Annotated in this window: 12 protein-coding genes; 10 read left to right on the plus strand and 2 right to left on the minus strand. The window is 73.6% G+C overall.

The features are described from left to right. The first annotated feature begins 333 nt into the window (after positions 1-333). The 5 genes from hflX to holA all read left to right on the plus strand — a co-directional run bounded on the left by hflX (position 334) and on the right by holA (position 8,837). On the plus strand, positions 334-1,737 hold the full coding sequence (gene hflX / locus TBIS_RS05705; protein ID WP_241019892.1) for a GTPase HflX: 1,404 nt from the start codon (positions 334-336) through the stop codon (positions 1,735-1,737). 538 nt (positions 1,738-2,275) lie between these two features. Next, the gene (locus TBIS_RS05710; RefSeq protein WP_013131396.1) at positions 2,276-3,481 is read left to right on the plus strand and encodes an amidohydrolase family protein; all 1,206 of its coding nucleotides are present in this window, start codon (positions 2,276-2,278) and stop codon (positions 3,479-3,481) included. Positions 3,482-3,947: 466 nt separating this feature from the next. Continuing rightward, complete coding sequence (locus TBIS_RS18550; RefSeq protein ID WP_242384315.1) at positions 3,948-5,009, plus strand: ComEA family DNA-binding protein; 1,062 nt, start codon at positions 3,948-3,950, stop codon at positions 5,007-5,009. Between the two features lie 128 nt (positions 5,010-5,137). After that, on the plus strand, positions 5,138-7,717 hold the full coding sequence (locus tag TBIS_RS05720; protein ID WP_013131398.1) for a ComEC/Rec2 family competence protein: 2,580 nt from the start codon (positions 5,138-5,140) through the stop codon (positions 7,715-7,717). Positions 7,718-7,871: 154 nt separating this feature from the next. After that, the gene (gene holA / locus TBIS_RS05725; RefSeq protein WP_206207302.1) at positions 7,872-8,837 is read left to right on the plus strand and encodes a DNA polymerase III subunit delta; all 966 of its coding nucleotides are present in this window, start codon (positions 7,872-7,874) and stop codon (positions 8,835-8,837) included. A gap of 263 nt (positions 8,838-9,100) precedes the next feature. Here the strand turns inward: holA and rpsT are convergent, their stop codons facing one another. Beyond that, positions 9,101-9,388, minus strand: a complete 288-nt coding sequence (gene rpsT, locus TBIS_RS05730) for a 30S ribosomal protein S20 (protein ID WP_013131400.1) — start codon at positions 9,386-9,388, stop codon at positions 9,101-9,103. Positions 9,389-10,833: 1,445 nt separating this feature from the next. Here rpsT and lepA point away from each other — a divergent pair. From lepA to hemW, 3 genes are all read left to right on the plus strand, one after another. Then, a complete protein-coding gene (gene lepA / locus TBIS_RS05735; protein ID WP_041431995.1) occupies positions 10,834-12,663 on the plus strand; it encodes a translation elongation factor 4 in 1,830 nt (609 codons plus the stop codon). A 203-nt stretch (positions 12,664-12,866) separates the two neighbouring features. After that, positions 12,867-13,493, plus strand: coding sequence for an MOSC domain-containing protein (locus TBIS_RS05740; protein ID WP_013131402.1), 627 nt, complete (start codon positions 12,867-12,869; stop codon positions 13,491-13,493). Between the two features lie 65 nt (positions 13,494-13,558). Beyond that, entirely contained in the window at positions 13,559-14,779 is a 1,221-nt protein-coding gene (gene hemW / locus TBIS_RS05745; protein WP_041431249.1) for a radical SAM family heme chaperone HemW, read from the plus strand. Between the two features lie 197 nt (positions 14,780-14,976). On the opposite strand, the gene TBIS_RS05750 is transcribed toward hemW, so the two are convergent. Beyond that, positions 14,977-15,780, minus strand: coding sequence for a DUF3097 domain-containing protein (locus tag TBIS_RS05750; RefSeq protein ID WP_013131404.1), 804 nt, complete (start codon positions 15,778-15,780; stop codon positions 14,977-14,979). 345 nt (positions 15,781-16,125) lie between these two features. On the opposite strand from TBIS_RS05750, the gene hrcA reads away from it, so the two are divergent. Beyond that, complete coding sequence (hrcA, locus tag TBIS_RS05755) at positions 16,126-17,148, plus strand: heat-inducible transcriptional repressor HrcA (RefSeq protein ID WP_013131405.1); 1,023 nt, start codon at positions 16,126-16,128, stop codon at positions 17,146-17,148. Beyond that, positions 17,149-18,279: a molecular chaperone DnaJ gene (gene dnaJ, locus TBIS_RS05760; protein WP_013131406.1), complete on the plus strand. Its 1,131-nt coding sequence runs from the start codon at positions 17,149-17,151 to the stop codon at positions 18,277-18,279. The last annotated feature ends 4 nt before the right edge of the window (positions 18,280-18,283 follow it).

The raw sequence follows: 18,283 nt of genomic DNA on the forward strand, positions 1-18,283 counted from the left end.
GCGACGTCCTCCTCGCGGGCCTCGGCCGGGTCGCCGCCCCGGCCACCGGCTTCCGGTACGGGGTCCGCGGCCGTGGCCGGGCGGCCGAGGAGGCCCAGCGCGGCGGTACGGCGGCGCGGGGCGGACCACGGGAGTGGGCCGGAGCAGCCCGGGATCAGGGCCGGGGTGACGGGCCGCGCCGGTCACGGCCGGAGGCGCGACGGGCGCCTCGCGCCAAGCGGAAATATGGGGATGCGGTACGGGGGAGAACCGTGGGACGATCGGGGTAAACCCGGATGCCGCCGGGGAAGAGACCGGGGCGCCGGATTGTTCGCCTCAACAGAGATGACATTCATGGGAAACGAGTACGAGGACCACACCGTAGGCGATTTCGAACTCGAGCAGCGCCAGGCCCTCCGCAGGGTGGCGGGCCTGTCGACCGAGCTGCAGGACATCACCGAGGTCGAGTACCGGAAACTCCGTCTGGAACGGGTGGTTCTCGTCGGGGTATGGACGAGCGGCACGCTCGAGGAGGCGGAGAACTCGCTGCGCGAGCTCAAGCTCCTCGCCGAGACCGCGGGCTCCGTCGTCCTCGACGGTCTGATCCAGCGCCGTGACCGGCCCGACCCCGCCACGTACATCGGCTCGGGTAAGGCTCAGGAGCTGGCCGACATCGTGGCGGCCACCGGTGCCGACACCGTGATCTGTGACGGCGAGCTCACCCCGGGCCAGCTCCGCCGGCTCGAGGAGATCGTCAAGGTCAAGGTCGTCGACCGGACCGCGCTGATCCTCGACATCTTCGCCCAGCACGCCAAGAGCCGCGAGGGCAAGGCCCAGGTCGAGCTCGCCCAGCTCGAGTACCTGCTGCCCCGGCTCCGAGGCTGGGGTGGCAACCTGTCCCGCCAGGTCGGCGGCCGGGCCGCCGGCGGCGTGGGCATCGGCGGCCGCGGTCCCGGTGAGACCAAGATCGAGCTGGACCGGCGGCGGATCCGCGAGCGGATGGCCAAGCTCCGCAAGCAGATCAAGGAGATGTCGGTCGTCCGCCAGACCAAGCGCCGGCGCCGGCAGAACCGCGACGTGCCCGCCGTGGCCATCGCCGGGTACACCAACGCCGGCAAGTCGTCCCTGCTCAACCGGCTCACCGGGGCGGGCGTGCTCGTCGAGGACGCGCTCTTCGCCACGCTCGACCCCACCGTGCGCCGGGCGCGCACCCCGGACGGCCGGGTCTTCACCCTCGCGGACACGGTCGGCTTCGTCCGGCACCTGCCCCACCAGCTCGTCGAGGCCTTCCGCTCCACGCTGGAGGAGGTCGCCGACGCCGACCTGATCCTGCACGTGGTCGACGGCTCGCACCCCGATCCGGAGTCCCAGATCGCGGCGGTGCGCAAGGTGTTCGCCGAGATCGAGGGCGCCCTGGACATCCCCGAGATCATCGTGATCAACAAGGCGGACATCGCCGACCCGGTCGTGCTCGCCCGGCTCTCCGCCAAGGAACGGCACAGCGTCGTCGTGTCCGCGCGGACCGGGGAGGGCATCGACCGGCTCCTCGAGGCGATCGCGCGGGAGCTGCCCGAGCCGGATCGCGAGGTACGGGTGCTGGTGCCGTACGAGCGGGGTGACCTGATCTCGCGGGCGCACACCGAGGGCACGGTGCTGTCGCTGGACCACACCCCCGAGGGCACGATCCTGCACGCCCGGGTCAGGCCGGACCTGTACGCCGAGCTCGACCGGGTGGCCAAGCCCGTCGAGACCGTCTGATCCGCGGGCGGCGCGGTTCGCCGCCCGCGGTGCCGGGCCCTGCCGCGGTACCGCCCGCGACCCGCTCCGTCCCGAGCGGGCCCTGGAGCGGGCGTATGGAATGTGACCCGCCGGCGGGTCGTGACCGCCGCCGATGCGCTTGCTAGGATTGGCCGAGTCTAACGGTAGGTTAAGAGGCGGGTAACGATATAGCAGCGGCCATCGCCGGACCGAGGGGAGCGGTACTCATTTCGCACCGCACGGGCGTTCTGTGAGTGGTTTCGGCGGAATGGTCGCCTTACGCGGCACGCGATCGCTGTGCGGATCGCGTTCTTTTTGATAATGCTGTACAGCAGGCATGCTTGTGAAATAACGTGACCTAAAACTGAATCGCCCCAGGTTCGCGGTCTCCCGCGCGCCCGCCCCCGGCGCCAGGGTCATCCCAGAGAACCGGTGCGATGAGGCAGGAGACCCCCATGACGGCCGGACAGCGAACGGGCCCCGCGACCCCCGCGGACCGGGTCCATTCGGTGTCCGGGGATGCCAGGTAGGTGGTCGGATGACCGTTCGCCTCCTCACCAACATCGGTCGCCTGTGGACCGGCCACGAAATCTTCGGCAACGCCGCGATCCTGGTCCACAACGACCGCATCGCCTGGGTCGGACGAGCCGCCGACCTTCCGCAGAGCGTTCCCGGCGTCGTCGACGACATCGTCGACGTCGATCACGTCGAGAACCTGGGCGGGGCGCTGGTGACGCCCGGCCTCATCGACGCGCACACCCACCCCGTCTATGCGGGCAACCGGTACGCCGAGCTGGCGATGCGCTCCGGCGGCTCCAGCGCGGCGGCGATCGCGGCGGCGGGCGGCGGCATCAACTCCACCATCACCGTCACCCGTGGTACCGACCCGTGGACCCTGTGCAACGGGGTGCGCGAGCGGCTCCGGGATTGGCTCCTGAGCGGCACCACCACCGTCGAGGCGAAGACCGGCTTCCACCTGACCCGCGACGGCGAGCTCGCCTCGGTGCGGCTCCTCCGGGACCTGGAGAAGGATCCGATGATGCCGCGGGTCCACGTCACCTTTCTCGCCGCCCACGTGGTGCCGCCCGAGTACTTCGGCAGGCAGCACGACTATGTCGAGGCCGTCGCCGGCTGGTGCACCGACGCCGCCGCGGCCGGGGCGGACAGCGTCGACGTTTACTGCCACGACGGTCACTTCACCCCAGAGGACGCGCGCTGGATCCTCGCGGCCGGCCGCAACGTGGGCCTGACGCCCCGCCTCCACGTCGGCGGGACGGCCGTGCCCCGGGCGCTCCAGGTCGCGGCCGAGATGCAGTGCGCCGCCGACCTCATCCACAAGGTCACCGACGAGGACATCGAGATGATGTCGCGGTACGGCATCCCCGCCGTGGTCTGCCCGGCCACAGCGCTGCAGTCGGGGCACCTCCCGCCGGTGCGCCGGATGATCGCCAAGGGGATCCCGGTGGCCCTGGGCAGCGACCACAATCCCGGCCACTGCGGCATCACCTCCATGTCCCTGGTGATCAGTCTCGCGGTGGCGGCGTTCGGGATGAGCGTCGGCGACGCGCTCCGCGCGGCCACCCTGCACGCGGCTCAGGTGCTCAAGCTGGAGGACCGCGGCATCCTCGCCCCGAACCGGCTCGCCGACATCGTGCAGTGGGACGCCGACCACGAGGGCGCCTTCGCCTGGTCCTTCGGGCTCAAGCCCCGCCGTGTCTGGCGCGGCGGCGTGCCGGTGCAGTGACCGGCCGATCGGCCGCGGGCGTCCGGTACGGCACGCCCGATGACCGTACGACTCTCGCCTTCGCCGGGGACTCTGCCGAGCGCATGAGCCGGCCGCTCGTGCCGTCCGGGCTCGGCCGGCCCGTGCTCCAGCACCGCGGCCTTCCTCGCTTCCTCGGCGCTTCATCAGCGCGGCGCATGGTCATCACGTGGCGCACGGTTCCATGACCGTCACCTGCCATGGCTGATGACCGTCACCTGCCACGGTTCATGACCTGACCCGCCGTGCGCCATGGCCGCGGCCGGCCGTACCTCTTGGCGATCGGGTGAGCCGCGCGCCGCGACTGGGGCGCGCTCGCCGGGTGAGGCTGTGGCGCCCGCCGCCCGGCCGGGCGAGCGGCGCACGGGGGCCGGCGATCCGGCGCGGTCGTCCACAGAACCGCTCTCGGCGGCGGGGCCGTCCACTCCGGCCGCCTACCGTCGCCCCCATGCGAAGGAAGCTCCTGCCGGGCACCGGTCTTCTCCCCGATGATGCCGCGACCGCCCGCCTCCACGGGCTGATGCGCCCGGCGGACGCGGCTGCTCACGCGGCGGCTCACACCGTGCTCCCGCCCGACCCCACGGCCGCCATCGCGTCCGTTTCCGGCTCCACGGCTCCCGCCGCGTCCGTTCCCGGCCCCGGGGCGCCGGCTGCGTCCGTTCCCGGCCCCGGGGCGCCCGCCGCGTCCGTCCCCGGTCCCACGGCTCCGCCCTCCGCCCGGCTCCGCTCGGCGCCCACCGTGCCGGGGCCGCCGCCGTCGTTCGGCGCGCTCCCCGGGCCGGGCACCCGGAGCGCGGAGCCGGAGCGGCACGATGAGCCCGTCCCGGCGCCGGGGTGGCCGGGCGCGCGGCCCACGGGAGTGCGCGCGGCGCTCGGCCGTTCCCTGCCGCGGCTCGACCCCGGGAGCCCGGGCCTGCGCGCGTTGATCGCGGCCGGGGTGCTGGCCGCGCTGATCACCGCGGTCTTCGTCTGGCGATCGAGGCCGGTGGCCGAGCCGATCCCCCCGCCGGTCCCTGTCGCCTCCGGCGGGCCGGCGGCCACGGAGGCGGCCGGCTCGCCCACGCCGACCGCCCTGGTGGTGGTCCACGTGACCGGCAAGGTCCGCCGTCCCGGCGTGCTCACCCTCGCCGCCGGCTCCCGCGTGGCCGACGCGATCGACGCGGCCGGCGGGGTGCGGAAGGGCGCGGATCCCGGCCCGATCAACCTCGCCCGCCGGCTCGTGGACGGGGAGCAGATCGTGGTCGGCGGTGCGCCACCGGGCGCGCCCACGCCACCGGGTGCGCTCGCGCCACCGGTGCCGGGCGGATCACCGCCGGGCCCGATGGTGAACCTCAACACCGCGACCGCCGAGCAGCTCACCGCGCTGCCGGGGGTCGGTGAGGTGCTGGCGCAGCGCATCATCGAGTACCGCACCGCGCACGGCGGCTTCCAGAGCGTCGACCAGCTCAAGGACGTGCCCGGAATCGGCGGCCAGCGGTTCGCCCGGCTGCGGGACAAGGTGTCGGTGTGAGGGCCGGCGAACCCGGCGGGGACGCGCCCCTCCGGCCTGACCGGGCCTCGGCGCGGGCCGACGTGCTTCCACCGGCACCCCGGGCGGCACTCCCGGACATGCCCCCGGCAGCATCACCGTCCCCGCCCATGACCGCGTCCCAGACCGCCCCTCTGGCCGTGTCCCAGCGCGTCCCTCTGGCCGCGTCCCCGGCAGCCCTCCCGGCGGCCTCCTCGGTCCTCGTCCCGGCCGCGTCCCTGGCCGTGCCCTTGGCCGGCCCGGCGGTCTCATCCTGGCTGACCGCGCTCGTGCTGCTCGGCAGCCCACCGGCGGCGGGAGCGGCCGTGGCGGTGGCGGCCGCCGCTGCCGCCGCGATGATCGCGGCGTGGCTCGTGCCGCGCCGGCGTCGCCGGGCGCCCGCCCGGGCGGCGCGGCCCCGCCCGTCCCAGCACGGCCCCACGGGGACCGGCCGCGCCGTCGCGACCCGCCCCGCCTCGGCGGTCCCACCGTGCCCACGTGACGTTCCCGGGGATCCGGCGCCGGTCGCACGGGCCGCGCTCGCGGTCCTCGCCGCCATCGCGGCCACCGCGGCGGTGACGGCGGCGCGGGTCGGCGCGGTGCGCAGCGGCCCCGTGGCCGAGCTGGCCGCGGCCGAGGCCACGGTCACCGCCGAGGTGGTGCTCACCGATGACCCGCGGATCCGGCCGGCCCGCACGGGGGCGTTCCTGCGGGAGCGGGCGGCCGTCCACGGCCGCATGGTCTCGGTGTCCTCCCCCGCCGAGCGGGTCCGCACCGGCGTGCCGGTCCTGCTGCTCGGCTCCGGCCCGGGATGGGCCGGTCTGCTGCCCAGCCAGCGGATCAAGGTGCACGGGCGGCTGGTGCCCGCTGAGCCGGGCGAGCTGCTCGCCGCCGTCATGCTGGTCCGCGGGCCGCCCGAGCCGGTCACGGGCCCCTCGCCCGTCCAGCGGGTCGCGGCAGCCCTGCGCGCCGGCCTGCGCGAGGCATGCGATGTCCTCCCGCCCGAGCAGCGCGGGCTGCTGCCCGCGCTCGTGGTCGGCGACGTGTCCCGGATGGACGAGCAGGTGGCCCAGGACATGAGAACCGCCGGGCTGAGCCACCTCACCGCGGTCTCCGGGGCCAACCTCAGCATCGTCGCCGGTGCCACGCTCCTGATCGCGAGAGCCGCCGGCCTCCCACTGCCCGCCAGGGCGCTCGCCGCGGCGGCCGCGATGATCGCGTTCGCCGTGGTGGCGCGGCCATCGCCGAGCGTGCTCCGCGCCCTGGCCATGGGCTTGGTCGCCGCCCTAGCGCTCGGCACCGGCCGGGTGCGCGACGGGGTCACCGCCCTCTGCGCCGCCGTGTTCGGGCTGATCCTCTTCGACCCGGGGCTGGCCAGGGAGTACGGCTTCGCGCTCTCGGTCTGCGCGACCGCGGGCATCCTGCTCCTCGCACCCCGGTGGCGTGACCGGCTCGCCCGGCGGCTGCCGCCGTTCGCCGCGGAGGCGATCGCCGTGCCGGCCGCGGCCCAGGCGGGCGTCACGCCCGTGCTGGTGCTCATGGCCGGCGGGCTCGAACCGGTCGCGATCCCCGCCAACCTGCTGGCGGACCCCGCGGTGGCGCCCGCGACCGTGCTGGGGTTCACCGCCGCCGCCGTGGCCCCGGTGAGCATGCCGCTGGCTCAACTCGTGGTCCGCCCGGCCGGGCTCGCGGTCGGCTGGATCATCGCCGTGGCGGAACGGGCCGCGGCCGTCCCGTTCGCCACCATCGCGTGGCCCGGCGGGCCGCCCGGGCTGGCGCTCCTGGCCGTGGCCGCACTCCTGGCCTGGGCCGTGCTGCGCAGGCGCGTGCTCCGGCGGATCGCGATCGCGCTCGCCGCCGGAGCCCTGCTCGCGGTGCTCGCCGTCCGCCCGGTGGCCGCACCGTGGCCGCCGCCCGGCTGGCTCCTGGTCGCCTGCGACGTCGGCCAGGGCGACGCCGTCGTGCTGTCGGCCGGTCCCGGGGCCGGGGTGGTGGTCGACACGGGGCCGGATCCCGCCCGGGCCGGCCGCTGCCTGCGCGACCTCGGGATCCGCCGGGTGCCGCTGGTGGTGCTCACCCACCCTCACCTCGACCACGTGGGCGGGCTGGCCGGGGTGCTGCGCGGCCGGTCCGTCGGGGCGGTGGTGGTCGGCCCCGGCCGTCCCGCGCGGAGCGAGGCCGGCCGCGTCTCCCGGGAGCTGCGGGCCCACCGCATCCCCGAGTGGGTCGTGCCGCCCGGCACCCGATGGCGGTTCGGCGCCACGGAGATCACCGTGCTGGCGCCGGCGGCCGGGCCGGTGCGGGCGGGTCCGGGGGAGGAGGCCGCGGTCAACAACGCGAGCGTCGTCCTGCTCGCGCGCTGGCTGGGCACGGCCGGCGAGCCGCTGGGGTCGGCCCTGCTCACCGGGGACATCGAGACCGAGGCGCAGGCCGAGCTGCTGCGCCGGGGAGTGCCCGCGGTCGACGTGCTCAAGGTCGCCCACCACGGGTCGTACCGGCAGGATCCCGCCTTCCTCGCCGCCACCCGGGCACGGGTCGCGCTGATCAGCGTGGGAGCGGAGAACGGCTACGGCCACCCGGCGCCCGGGACGCTGCTCCGGCTCCGGCTGCTCGGCATGCGCGTCTACCGGACCGACGTCGGCGGGGACATCGCGGTCACGGCCTCCGGAGGCCGGCTGGCCGTGGTGGCCCGGGGACGGGCTCCGCGATGAGCGCCCTCCCGGCGCCGCGGGCGCAAGCGGCCAGGACGGCAACGGGCGTGCTGTCTCATCGGCGGGTCATCGGCGGGTGCGGAACCGATGGCCACGGCGCGGGCCCCGGCGATCGATGTGCCCGGGGAGCGCACGGCGTGGCATGCTGCCAGACATGGCGAACCCGGCACCCGTGACCCTGATCATCGGCGACGAGGAGTTCCTGGCCGACCGCGCCATCCGCGCCACCGTGGCGCAGGCGCGCGGCACCGACCCAGGGATCGAGGTGCATGAGCTCGCCGGTGGGGAGGCCGAACCCGGGGATCTCGCCCGGGTCGCCTCGCCGTCGCTCTTCGGCGACCGGTCCGTGGTGCTGATCAGGTCGGCCCAGGAGCTGAAGAAGGAGGTGATCAACGAGGTCCTCGCCTACGCGGCCGACCCGGCCGAGGACGTCCACCTCATCGTCGCCCACGACGGGGGCGCGAAGGGCAAGGCGCTGGTCGACGGGCTCAAGAAGGCGGGCGCCCATGTGATCACCGTGGCCAAGCCGACGAAGCCGGGGGAGCGGCTCGACTTCATCCGGGGCGAGTTCGAGCGCGCCGGCCGTACGATCACCCCGGCCGCGGCGCAGGCCCTGCTCGACGCGGTCGGCAGCGATCTGCGCGAGCTCGCCGCAGCCTGTTCCCAGCTCGTCTTCGACACCCCGGGCGAGAAGATCGACGAGGCCGCCGTCGCCCGCTACTACCGGGGCCGCGCCGAGGTCACCGGATTCTCCATCGCCGACCTCGCCATCGAGGGGAAGCTCGGGGAGGCGCTCGAACAGCTCAGGTGGGCCCTCGCCACCGGTGTCGCGCCCGTGCTGATCGTCAGCGCGCTCGCCAACGGGCTCCGGGCGCTCGCCAAGGTGGGAGGCGCACCGCGCAACCTGCGCGGCGGCCAGCTCGCCTCGCACGTAGGGCTGCCCCCGTGGAAGATCGAGCGGGTGCGGCGCCAGCTCGCGGGCTGGGGCCCGGAAGGGCTCTCAACCGCCATGCAGGCCGTGGCCGTCGCCGACGAGCAGGTCAAGGGCGCCGGCACCGACCCCGCGTACGCACTGGAGCGGGCCGTCCAGGTCATCGTCGCCAGCCGCACCGGCCGCTGACTCCGGCGCATGCCCCGCCGCGGCCACCGCCGCCGGTTCGGCCGGGACGGCATCCCGTGGCCGTCGTCCCATGAACGCGCAGAACTCCACCCGGTGCGCAAGGAGCGCCTGAAGCCGCCGCCGGGCCGTACCACGTCCGGTCGGTGCGGCTCCGGGTCAGACCGGGCCGTGCCCGGAGCCTCCGCACAGCCCGGGCACGCCGAAACGCGTGCACACCAAAACGCCGCACCCCGCGGCCGGGATGCGGCGTGACGTTGGCCCGCTCAGGCGTCGGCCTTCTGGGCGGCCGCCTGGAGGGCGGCGGCGCGCTTGGCGATCGCCGACTTCCGGTTGGCCGCCTGGTTCTTGTGGATGACGCCCTTGCTGACGGCCTTGTCGAGCTGCCGGCAGGCCGCACGCAGGAGGACGATCGCCTCCTCGACGTTGCCCTGGTCGGCGGCCTCGCGGAACTTGCGAATCGCCGTCTTCAGGGACGACTTGACAGCCTTGTTCCGCAGCCGGCGCTTCTCGTTCTGCCGGTTGCGCTTGATCTGGGACTTGATGTTCGCCACGAAGGAAGCCTCAGCAGTGATTCCGGATCCGATGGGGCGCGCGCGGGCTGATGGAAGGCGCGCCACACGCAGTTGGACACAGTACCAACAGCCCGTGCCGACGCTCAAATCGCACCGGTGGACCGCTGATCGGCGTCAATGATATCGCGCCGGCGCACCTGACGGGCGCCCGTCGCCCGCGGTCCGTGTCCCCGATCTCCAGAGGTCCGTACTCGATCTCCCAGGGTCAATGAGCCGGTTCCCGGAGAAGCCTCACAGGGTTGGTGAGCTGGTCCCCAGAGGGCCACGCCCGATCTCCCGGGGGCAACGGGCCGGTGCCGATCCGGACGCTGCCGGGTGGCGTTCCCGGCCGGGGCCGACCGCGGCGTGCCGCCGTGCCAGTGGCCACAGGGCTGACCCTCGGCTTCCCAGCCCTCGCCACGTGGTGGCGGGAACGGCGCCGCCGGCATGGCCCCGGAGGTCCATGCCCGGCTTCCAGGGCTCATCGCCGCTCCCTGGGAGTCCGGGCCTGGGATCCTCGGGTTCATGGGCCGGGCTCCCGGAGGTCAGAGGGCTCTTCTCGGGAGCGGGCCCGGTCCGCGGACGCGCCCGAGCCGGGGCGATCCGCCGCCCGCCGTCCTATGCGCACGGCTACGTCCGTGCCGGCCGGTGAGATCTCGCCCGAACGGCTGGTGGGATCTCGCCCGGACGCCGTTCCTTCCCGCGCGTATGAGATCCCGGTCTTGACACCGAGCGCCGCTTGCCGTAGGGCCTTCCCGTCCCGCGTGTATGCGATCTCCGAGCGCCGTCCCTGCCCGCTTGGACGGAATTCGATCACCGGGCGGGCGTCGGTGAAGCCTGTGCATCGCCCCTGCCCGTGTGGACGGAGACCCGGAGCTTCCCGCGGGTACGGGACTCATCGTCCACGATCAGCGGGGCCGCCGTGATCGCGCCCGCCCTTCGCGCGGGCACGGGACCCCAGCGCCGTCCCCGCGCGTAGATCCCGAGGTTTCGGAGGCGTGTTGGCCCGGAAGGCCCCTGCCGTCCCCGCGCGCGTAGATCCCGAGCGCTGTTCCTGTCCCGCGCGTGCGGATACGTTGGCCGCCGAGTCCTCTGGAACACTCGACCGGCGGTCCCTGCCCTGCGCGGGCGGATACGTTACTTATCCGGACTTGGCCGGCCGCTCACCGCCCATCCGGCGCACGCCCGGCTCGACCCGTCCGGCGGCCCGCTCGGCCCCGGCGGGGCGCGGTCCGGAGGGTTCGCCCCGCCGGCTCCGGCGCGCCGGCGGCCCCGCTGCCCAGGCGGAATCCGCCCGATGGTCGCCGGGTGGTCAAGGCAAGCGGCGGGACATGCCACCATGGAGGATGGCTGGTCCGCCAGCCATCGGAATGGGCGGGCGCGCCGAGCTGCGCGAGGCGGCCCGGCCGATCGGCAGCAAACCCTTCGTGTCGAAACGGACCCCTGTGCGCACTCAGCCTGGCCAGACCGACCCCGCGTTGATCCGCAACTTCTGCATCATCGCGCATATCGACCATGGCAAGTCCACCCTCGCCGACCGGATGCTGCAGCTCACCGGCGTGGTGGACGAGAGATCGATGCGCGCGCAGTACCTCGACCGAATGGACATCGAGCGGGAGCGCGGCATCACGATCAAGTCTCAGGCCGTACGGCTCCCGTGGAAGGGGTACGTCCTCAACCTGATCGACACGCCGGGGCACGTGGACTTCACCTATGAGGTGTCCCGGTCGCTGGAGGCGTGCGAGGGCGCGATCCTGCTGGTCGACGCGGCGCAGGGCATCGAGGCGCAGACGCTGGCCAACCTCTACCTGGCCATGAACGCGGAGCTGCACATCATCCCGGTGCTCAACAAGATCGACCTGCCCGCGGCGCAGCCGGACAAGTACGCCGAGGAGCTGGCCGGGCTGATCGGCTGCGAGCCCGGCGAGGTGCTGCGCGTGTCGGGGAAGACCGGCGAGGGGGTCGAGGCGCTGCTCGATCACATCGTGGCCACCGTCCCGCCCCCGGTCGGGGACCCGGACGCCCCGCCGCGGGCGCTCATCTTCGACTCGGTCTACGACACCTACCGGGGCGTGGTCACGTACGTCCGGGTGGTCGACGGGCACCTGGCCAACCGCGAGCGGGTGCTGATGATGTCCACGGGCGCCCAGCACGAGCTCCTGGAGATGGGCGTGATCTCGCCGGAGCCCGTGCCGTCCGAGCACGGCCTCGGGGTCGGCGAGGTGGGCTACCTGATCACCGGGGTGAAGGACGTCCGCCAGTCCCGGGTCGGTGACACGGTGACCAGCGCCGCCCGGCCCGCGGACACGCCGCTCCCCGGGTACGAGCACCCCAAGCCGATGGTCTACTCCGGCCTCTACCCGGTGGACGGCGACGACTACCCCGAGCTCCGGGACGCCCTGGACAAGCTCCAGCTCAACGACGCCGCCCTGGTGTACGAGCCGGAGACGTCGGCCGCGCTCGGCTTCGGGTTCCGCTGCGGGTTCCTCGGCCTGCTGCACATGGAGATCGTCCGGGAGCGGCTGGAGCGCGAGTTCAACCTCTCGCTCATCTCGACCGCGCCGAACGTCATCTACCGGGTGGTGATGGACGACGGGAAGGAGTTCACCGTCACCAACCCGTCCGAGTTCCCGCAGGGGAAGGTCGGCGCCGTCTACGAGCCCGTGGTGAAGGCGACCGTGATCACGCCCGCCGACTACATCGGCGCGATCATGGAGCTCTGCCAGAACCGCCGCGGCCAGCTCCAGGGCATGGACTACATCTCCGCCGACCGGGTGGAGATCCGGTACATCCTGCCGCTCGCCGAGATCATCTTCGACTTCTTCGACCAGCTCAAGTCGCGCACCCGCGGCTACGCGTCCCTCGACTACGAGCCGTACGGCGAGCAGCAGGCCGACCTGGTCAAGGTGGACATCCTGCTCAACGGCGAGCCGGTGGACGCGTTCAGCGCGATCGTGCATCGGGACAAGGCCTACTCCTACGGCGTGGAGATGGCCCGGAAGCTCAAGGAGCTCATCCCGCGGCAGCAGTTCGAGGTGCCGATCCAGGCCGCGATCGGCTCCCGCGTGATCGCCCGGGAGAACATCCGCCCGCTGCGGAAGGACGTGCTCGCCAAGTGCTACGGCGGTGACATCACCCGTAAGCGGAAGCTGCTGGAGAAGCAGAAGGAAGGCAAGAAGCGGATGAAGATGGTCGGCCGGGTCGAGGTGCCCCAGGAGGCCTTCGTCGCGGCGCTGGCCACCGACACCGGCTCCGGGGACAAGGGCAAGAAGTAGCGCTCCGGGGACGAGCGGTAAGGCTCCGGGGACATGGGCGAGAGGCCGGCGGCGCCCGCCGGGTCCAGGCGCCGGCCGGTCTGGGCGCCCGCCGGGCCCGCACGGGGCACGGCCCCGCCCGGCGAGACGGGGCTGCCGCCCGCCCCTTCGACGCCGCGGAAAACCGTTTCCTCCCGGGTGGGCGCCTCCCGTAGCCTTGGGGGGTGCGAATCCGCTCTGTCAACGTGGGCCGGGCCGTCGACGCCGAGTGGGCGGGGCGGCTCAAGCGGACGGCGATCGACAAGCGCCCGGTGGCGGGCCGGGTCTCCGTGGGCGGGAACGGCCTGGCGGGCGACGAACGCGCCGACGTGACGCACCACGGCCACCCGGACCAGGCGGTCTACGCCTACGCGCGGGAGGACTACGACTGGTGGGAGTCCCAGCTCGGCCGTGAACTCCGCGACGGCCTGTTCGGGGAGAACCTCACCACGGTCGGGGTCGACGTGACCGGCGCGCTGCTCGGCGAGCGGTGGCGGGTGGGCACCGCGGTGCTCGAGGTGACCGGCCCTCGCACGCCGTGCGCGGTGTTCCGGAACTGGATGGGCGAGCCGGGCTGGGTCAAGCGTTTCACCGAGGCGGGCCGCCCGGGCGCGTACTTCCGGGTGATCGAGACCGGGGAGCTCGGCGCGGGGGATGAGATCGAGGTGCTGGAGCGCCCGTGGCCGAGCGTGACGATCGGCGAGGCGTTCGCCGCGTACCACGGCGACAAGGAGCTGATGCGCCGGGTGCTCGCCGTCCCGGGGCTCGGCGAGAAGTGGGACCGGATCGCGGCACGGGTGCTGGGCTCCTGATCGGTGCCGGCCGATGGCCGCCGGGCCTGTCCCGGGTACCCGGGCGGCGGCGGCAGACTTAAGGCGTGCCTTCCGTGCTTCCCGACGGTGACCCTGCGCCGCCCACCGGTGAGCTGCCCGCGAGCGCGCTCGACGGGCTCGGCTCGCGCCCCTTCGGGTTCTACGTCCACGTCCCGTTCTGCGCGACCCGCTGCGGGTACTGCGACTTCAACACCTACACCGCCGCCGAGCTCGGCCCCGGCGCCTCTCCCGCCGGCTACGCGGACACGGTGATCCAGGAGGTACGGCTGGCCCGGCGCGTGCTCGGCGACGCAGCGCCCCGGGTCGAGACCGTGTTCTTCGGCGGCGGCACGCCGACCCTGCTCCCCGCGGCCGACCTGGTGCGGATCCTCCGGGCGATCGCCGGCGAGTTCGGGCTCGCCCCGGGGGCGGAGGTGACCACCGAGGCCAACCCGGAGTCGGTGAGCCCGGCCTACCTGGAGGAGCTGCGCGCCGGCGGGTTCACCCGGGTGAGCTTCGGCATGCAGAGCGCGCGGGAGCACGTGCTCCGGGTGCTCGACCGCCGGCACACCCCCGGCCGCGCGGTCCAGGCCGTACGGGAGGCGCACGCGGCCGGGTTCGCCCACGTCAACCTCGACCTGATCTACAACACGCCGGGGGAGAGCGACGACGACTGGCGGGCGACCCTGGAGACGGCGCTCGCCGCCGGGCCGGACCACGTCTCCGCCTACTCGCTGATCGTCGAGGACGGCACGCGGCTCGCCGCGCGCGTCCGGCGGGGGGAGCTGCCCATGCCCGACGAGGACGTGGCCGCCGACCGGTACCTCATCGCCGAGGAGCTGCTCTCCGCGGCAGGGTTCCGGTGGTACGAGATCTCGAACTGGGCCCGCACCGAGGCGGGCCGGTGCCGCCACAACCTCCTCTACTGGACCAGCGGCGACTGGTGGGGCGCGGGCCCCGGGGCACACGGCCACGTCGGCGGCACGCGGTGGTGGAACGTGAAGCACCCGGCCCGGTACGCCGCGCGGCTCGCGGCCGGCAAGTCGCCCGCGCAGGCCCGGGAGGTGCTCACTCCTGAGGAACGGGCGACCGAGCGGATCATGCTGGAGCTCCGGCTCGCCACCGGGCTGCCCCTCGACGCGATACCCCCCGGGGCGCGCCCGGCCTGCGCCCGGGCCCTCGCCGATGGGCTGCTCGAGGTGGAGCCGTTCAAGGCGGGGCGGGCCGTGCTCACCCTGCGGGGGCGGCTGCTCGCCGACAGCGTGGCCCGGGACCTGGTCGGCTGATCGCCGGCCGGCCGCGGCTCGCCCCGGCCGATCGCTCCGGCCATCGCACCGGCCGATCCGCACCGGGCGCCCGATGCGGTCCCCGACGCGGTCCATCCGGCACGGCGGCTCCATCCGGCCGGTCACGCCGATGGCCCTCATCCGGTCCGGTCACGACCCGCCGCCCGCCCGATCCGGGCCGGCCGCGACCCGGCGGCTCAGTCCGGCTCGGTCACGAAGTCGATGAGCTCCTCCACCCGGCCCAGCAGCGCGGGCTCCAGGTCGGCGTAGCTGCGGACCCGGCCCAGGATGTGCCGCCAGGCCTCCTGCGGGGTCATCCGCCAGCCCAGCGCGGCGATCACCCCTTCCTTCCACGGCACCCCGTGGGGGACCTCCGGCCAGGCGCCGATGCCGAGCACCGCCGGCTTGATCGCCTGCCAGATGTCCACGTACGGGTGGCCGACCACGAGCACGTGATCGCCGGAGACCTGGGCGGCGATCCTGCTCTCCTTGGACCCGGGCACGAGGTGGTCGACGAGCACGCCCAGCCGGCGCCCGGGGCCGGGGGCGAACTCCGCGACGATGTCCGGCAGGTCGTCGATGCCCTCCAGGTACTCGACGGCCACGCCCTCCACCCGAAGGTCGTGCCCCCAGATCTTCTCGACGAGCTCCGCGTCGTGGACGCCCTCGACGTAGATGCGGCTGCCGCGGGCGGTCCGCGCCCGCAGCCCTTCCACCGCGATCGACCCGGACGGGCTCCGCCGTGGGCCACGGCCGGAGGCGGCCGGCCGGACGAGCGTCACCGGCTTTCCCTCGAAGAGGAATCCGGCGGGGATGAGCGGGAAGACCCGCCGCTGCCCGAACCTGTCCTCCAGGGTGACGGCGTCCTTGCCGCAGTCGACCACCGCGCCGCAGAATCGGCCTTCGGCGTCCTCCACCACCAGGCCCGGCTCGGCCGGGATCTCGGGGATCGGCCGGCGCCGGGAGCGCCGGTCCTCGGAGAGCACGTCGCGCCCGTACATGCGGCGAACGCTAGCAGACCGGGGGAGCCCATCCCGCCCGCCCGGGGAACACCGCGCCCGATCGGCGCGGGCGCCCGTGGCGGGGCGGCCGGCCGTACCGGAGGCGGCACGGCCGGAGGGAGGCGAGCGGCGCGCGGGTGGGACGCGCAGGACCGCCCGGGACACTGCCCGCGGCAGGGGTCGCCATGCCAGAACTTTTGCGGTATGTCGCTTCTAAGCCCTTGAGTGCTGGTTGTTCCGTGAGGCCATCGTGTCATCGCATCTCACGGGTGCTGACCGTACACTTGGCACTCGGGAACACAGAGTGCCAAGGGCTGCGTTTCCCAAGGACAGGGAGGTGAGACCTTGCTCGACGACCGCAAGCTGGCCGTGCTTCGCGCCATCGTCGAGGACTACGTGTCCACCAAGGAGCCGGTCGGGTCCAAGGCGCTCGTGGAGCGACACAATCTCGGAGTCTCCCCGGCGACGGTCCGGAACGACATGGCGGCACTCGAGGAGATGGGATACATAACGCAGCCCCATACGAGCGCGGGTCGAGTGCCGACCGACAAGGGCTATCGCCTGTTCGTCGACCGGCTCTCGCAGATCAAGCCGCTCTCCGCCGCGGAGCGCAGGGCGATCGAGACCTTCCTCGCCGGTGCGGTGGACCTCGATGAGATCATCTCCCGCACGGTACGGCTCCTCGCCCAGCTCACCCGGCACGTCGCGGTCGTGCAGTACCCCTCCCTGTCCAAGTCGTCGGTGCGTCACGTCGAGCTCGTGCCGCTGACCGCGCGGCGGCTCATGCTCGTGCTCATCACCAACACCGGCCGGGTCGAGCAGCGGGTCGTGGAGACGACCGAGGACATCGACGAGGACCAGATCGCCAACCTCCGCAACGTCCTGAACTCCTGCCTGGACGGGTGCGGCCTCTCCCAGGTGCAGGAGACCGTCGCCGACCTGCCCGAGCGGCTCCCGCCCGAGGAGCGCCAGCTCGCCGCCACGGTCCTGTCGGTGCTCCTGGAGACGCTCGTGGAGCGCCACGACTCGAAGATCGTCTTCGGCGGGACGGCGAACCTCGCCGCGTCCGACTTCAACGTCGGGCTGCGCGACGTGCTGGAGGCCCTGGAGGAGCAGGTCGTCCTCATGCGGCTGCTCGGCGAGGCCAACGGCAGCGGCGGCATGGCCGATCTCACGGTACGGATCGGGTCGGAGAACCCCTACAGTGTGCTGCGGGGCACGTCGTTCGTCTCCGCCGGGTACGGTACCGGCGATCGGGTGCTGGCCCGGCTCGGCGTGCTCGGACCGACGCGAATGGACTATCCGGTAACGATGGGCGCCGTGCGCGCCGTTGCGCGCTACGTAGGCCACATATTGGCGGGGTCATAAGTGGCGACCGACTATTACGCGATCCTCGGGGTACGGCGCGACGCCAGCAAAGAGGAGATCAAGAAGGCGTACCGCCGTCTCGCCCGTGAGCTGCACCCTGACGTCAATCCCGACCCGGCGACGCAGGAGCGGTTCAAGGAGATCACCCAGGCGTACGAGGTGCTCTCCGACGACAACAAGCGCCGCATGTACGACCTGGGCACCGATCCGCTGAACTCGACGGCGACCGCCGGGGCCGGCGGCTTCGGGGCGGGCTTCGCGTTCAGCGACATCATGGACGCCTTCTTCGGCACGTCCACGTCGCGGGGGCCCCGGCCGCGGGCCAGGCGCGGGCGCAACGCCACGATCAGGGTGGAGCTCGACCTCGCGGAGGCGGCCTTCGGCTGCACCCGGGAGATCGTCGTCGACACGGCCGTGCTCTGCGACATGTGCCAGGGCTCCGGCGCCTCCCCGGGCACCCACCCCGAGACCTGCGACCTGTGCCGCGGGACCGGTGAGATCTCGCAGGTGACCCGGTCGTTCCTCGGCCAGGTGATGACCTCCCGCCCGTGCCCCCAGTGCGGCGGGTACGGCACGGTCATCCGGCACCTGTGCCCGGAGTGCTCCGGTGAGGGCCGGGTGCGCACCCGGCGGACGATCAAGGTGAAGATCCCGGCCGGCGTCGAGGACGGCACGCACATCCAGCTCGCCGGGGAGGGCGAGGTCGGCTTCGGCGGCGGGCCGCCCGGCGACCTGTTCCTCGAGATCGTCGAGCGTCCGCACCCCATCTTCGAGCGCCAGGGCGACGACCTGCACTGCACGGTCCAGATCCCGATGACCGCGGCCGCCCTCGGCACCACGCTCACCATCGAGACCCTCGACGGTGTCGAGGAGGTCGACATCCGCCCGGGCACCCAGCCGGGCCAGGTCATCCGGCTGCACGGCAAGGGCGTCCCGCGGCTCAACGAGACCGGCCGGGGCGACCTGCACATCCACGTCAACGTGGAGACCCCCACGAAGCTCGACGCCCAGCAGGAGGAGCTCCTGCGGCAGCTCGCCAAGCTCCGCGGCGAGGAACGGCCGCCCGGCAAGTTCGCCCCCGGTCAGCAGGGCTTCTTCGCCCGGCTGCGCGACGCGTTCAACGGCCGCTGAGCCC

It is taken from the genome of Thermobispora bispora DSM 43833 (assembly GCF_000092645.1).
Taxonomy (GTDB): domain Bacteria; phylum Actinomycetota; class Actinomycetes; order Streptosporangiales; family Streptosporangiaceae; genus Thermobispora; species Thermobispora bispora.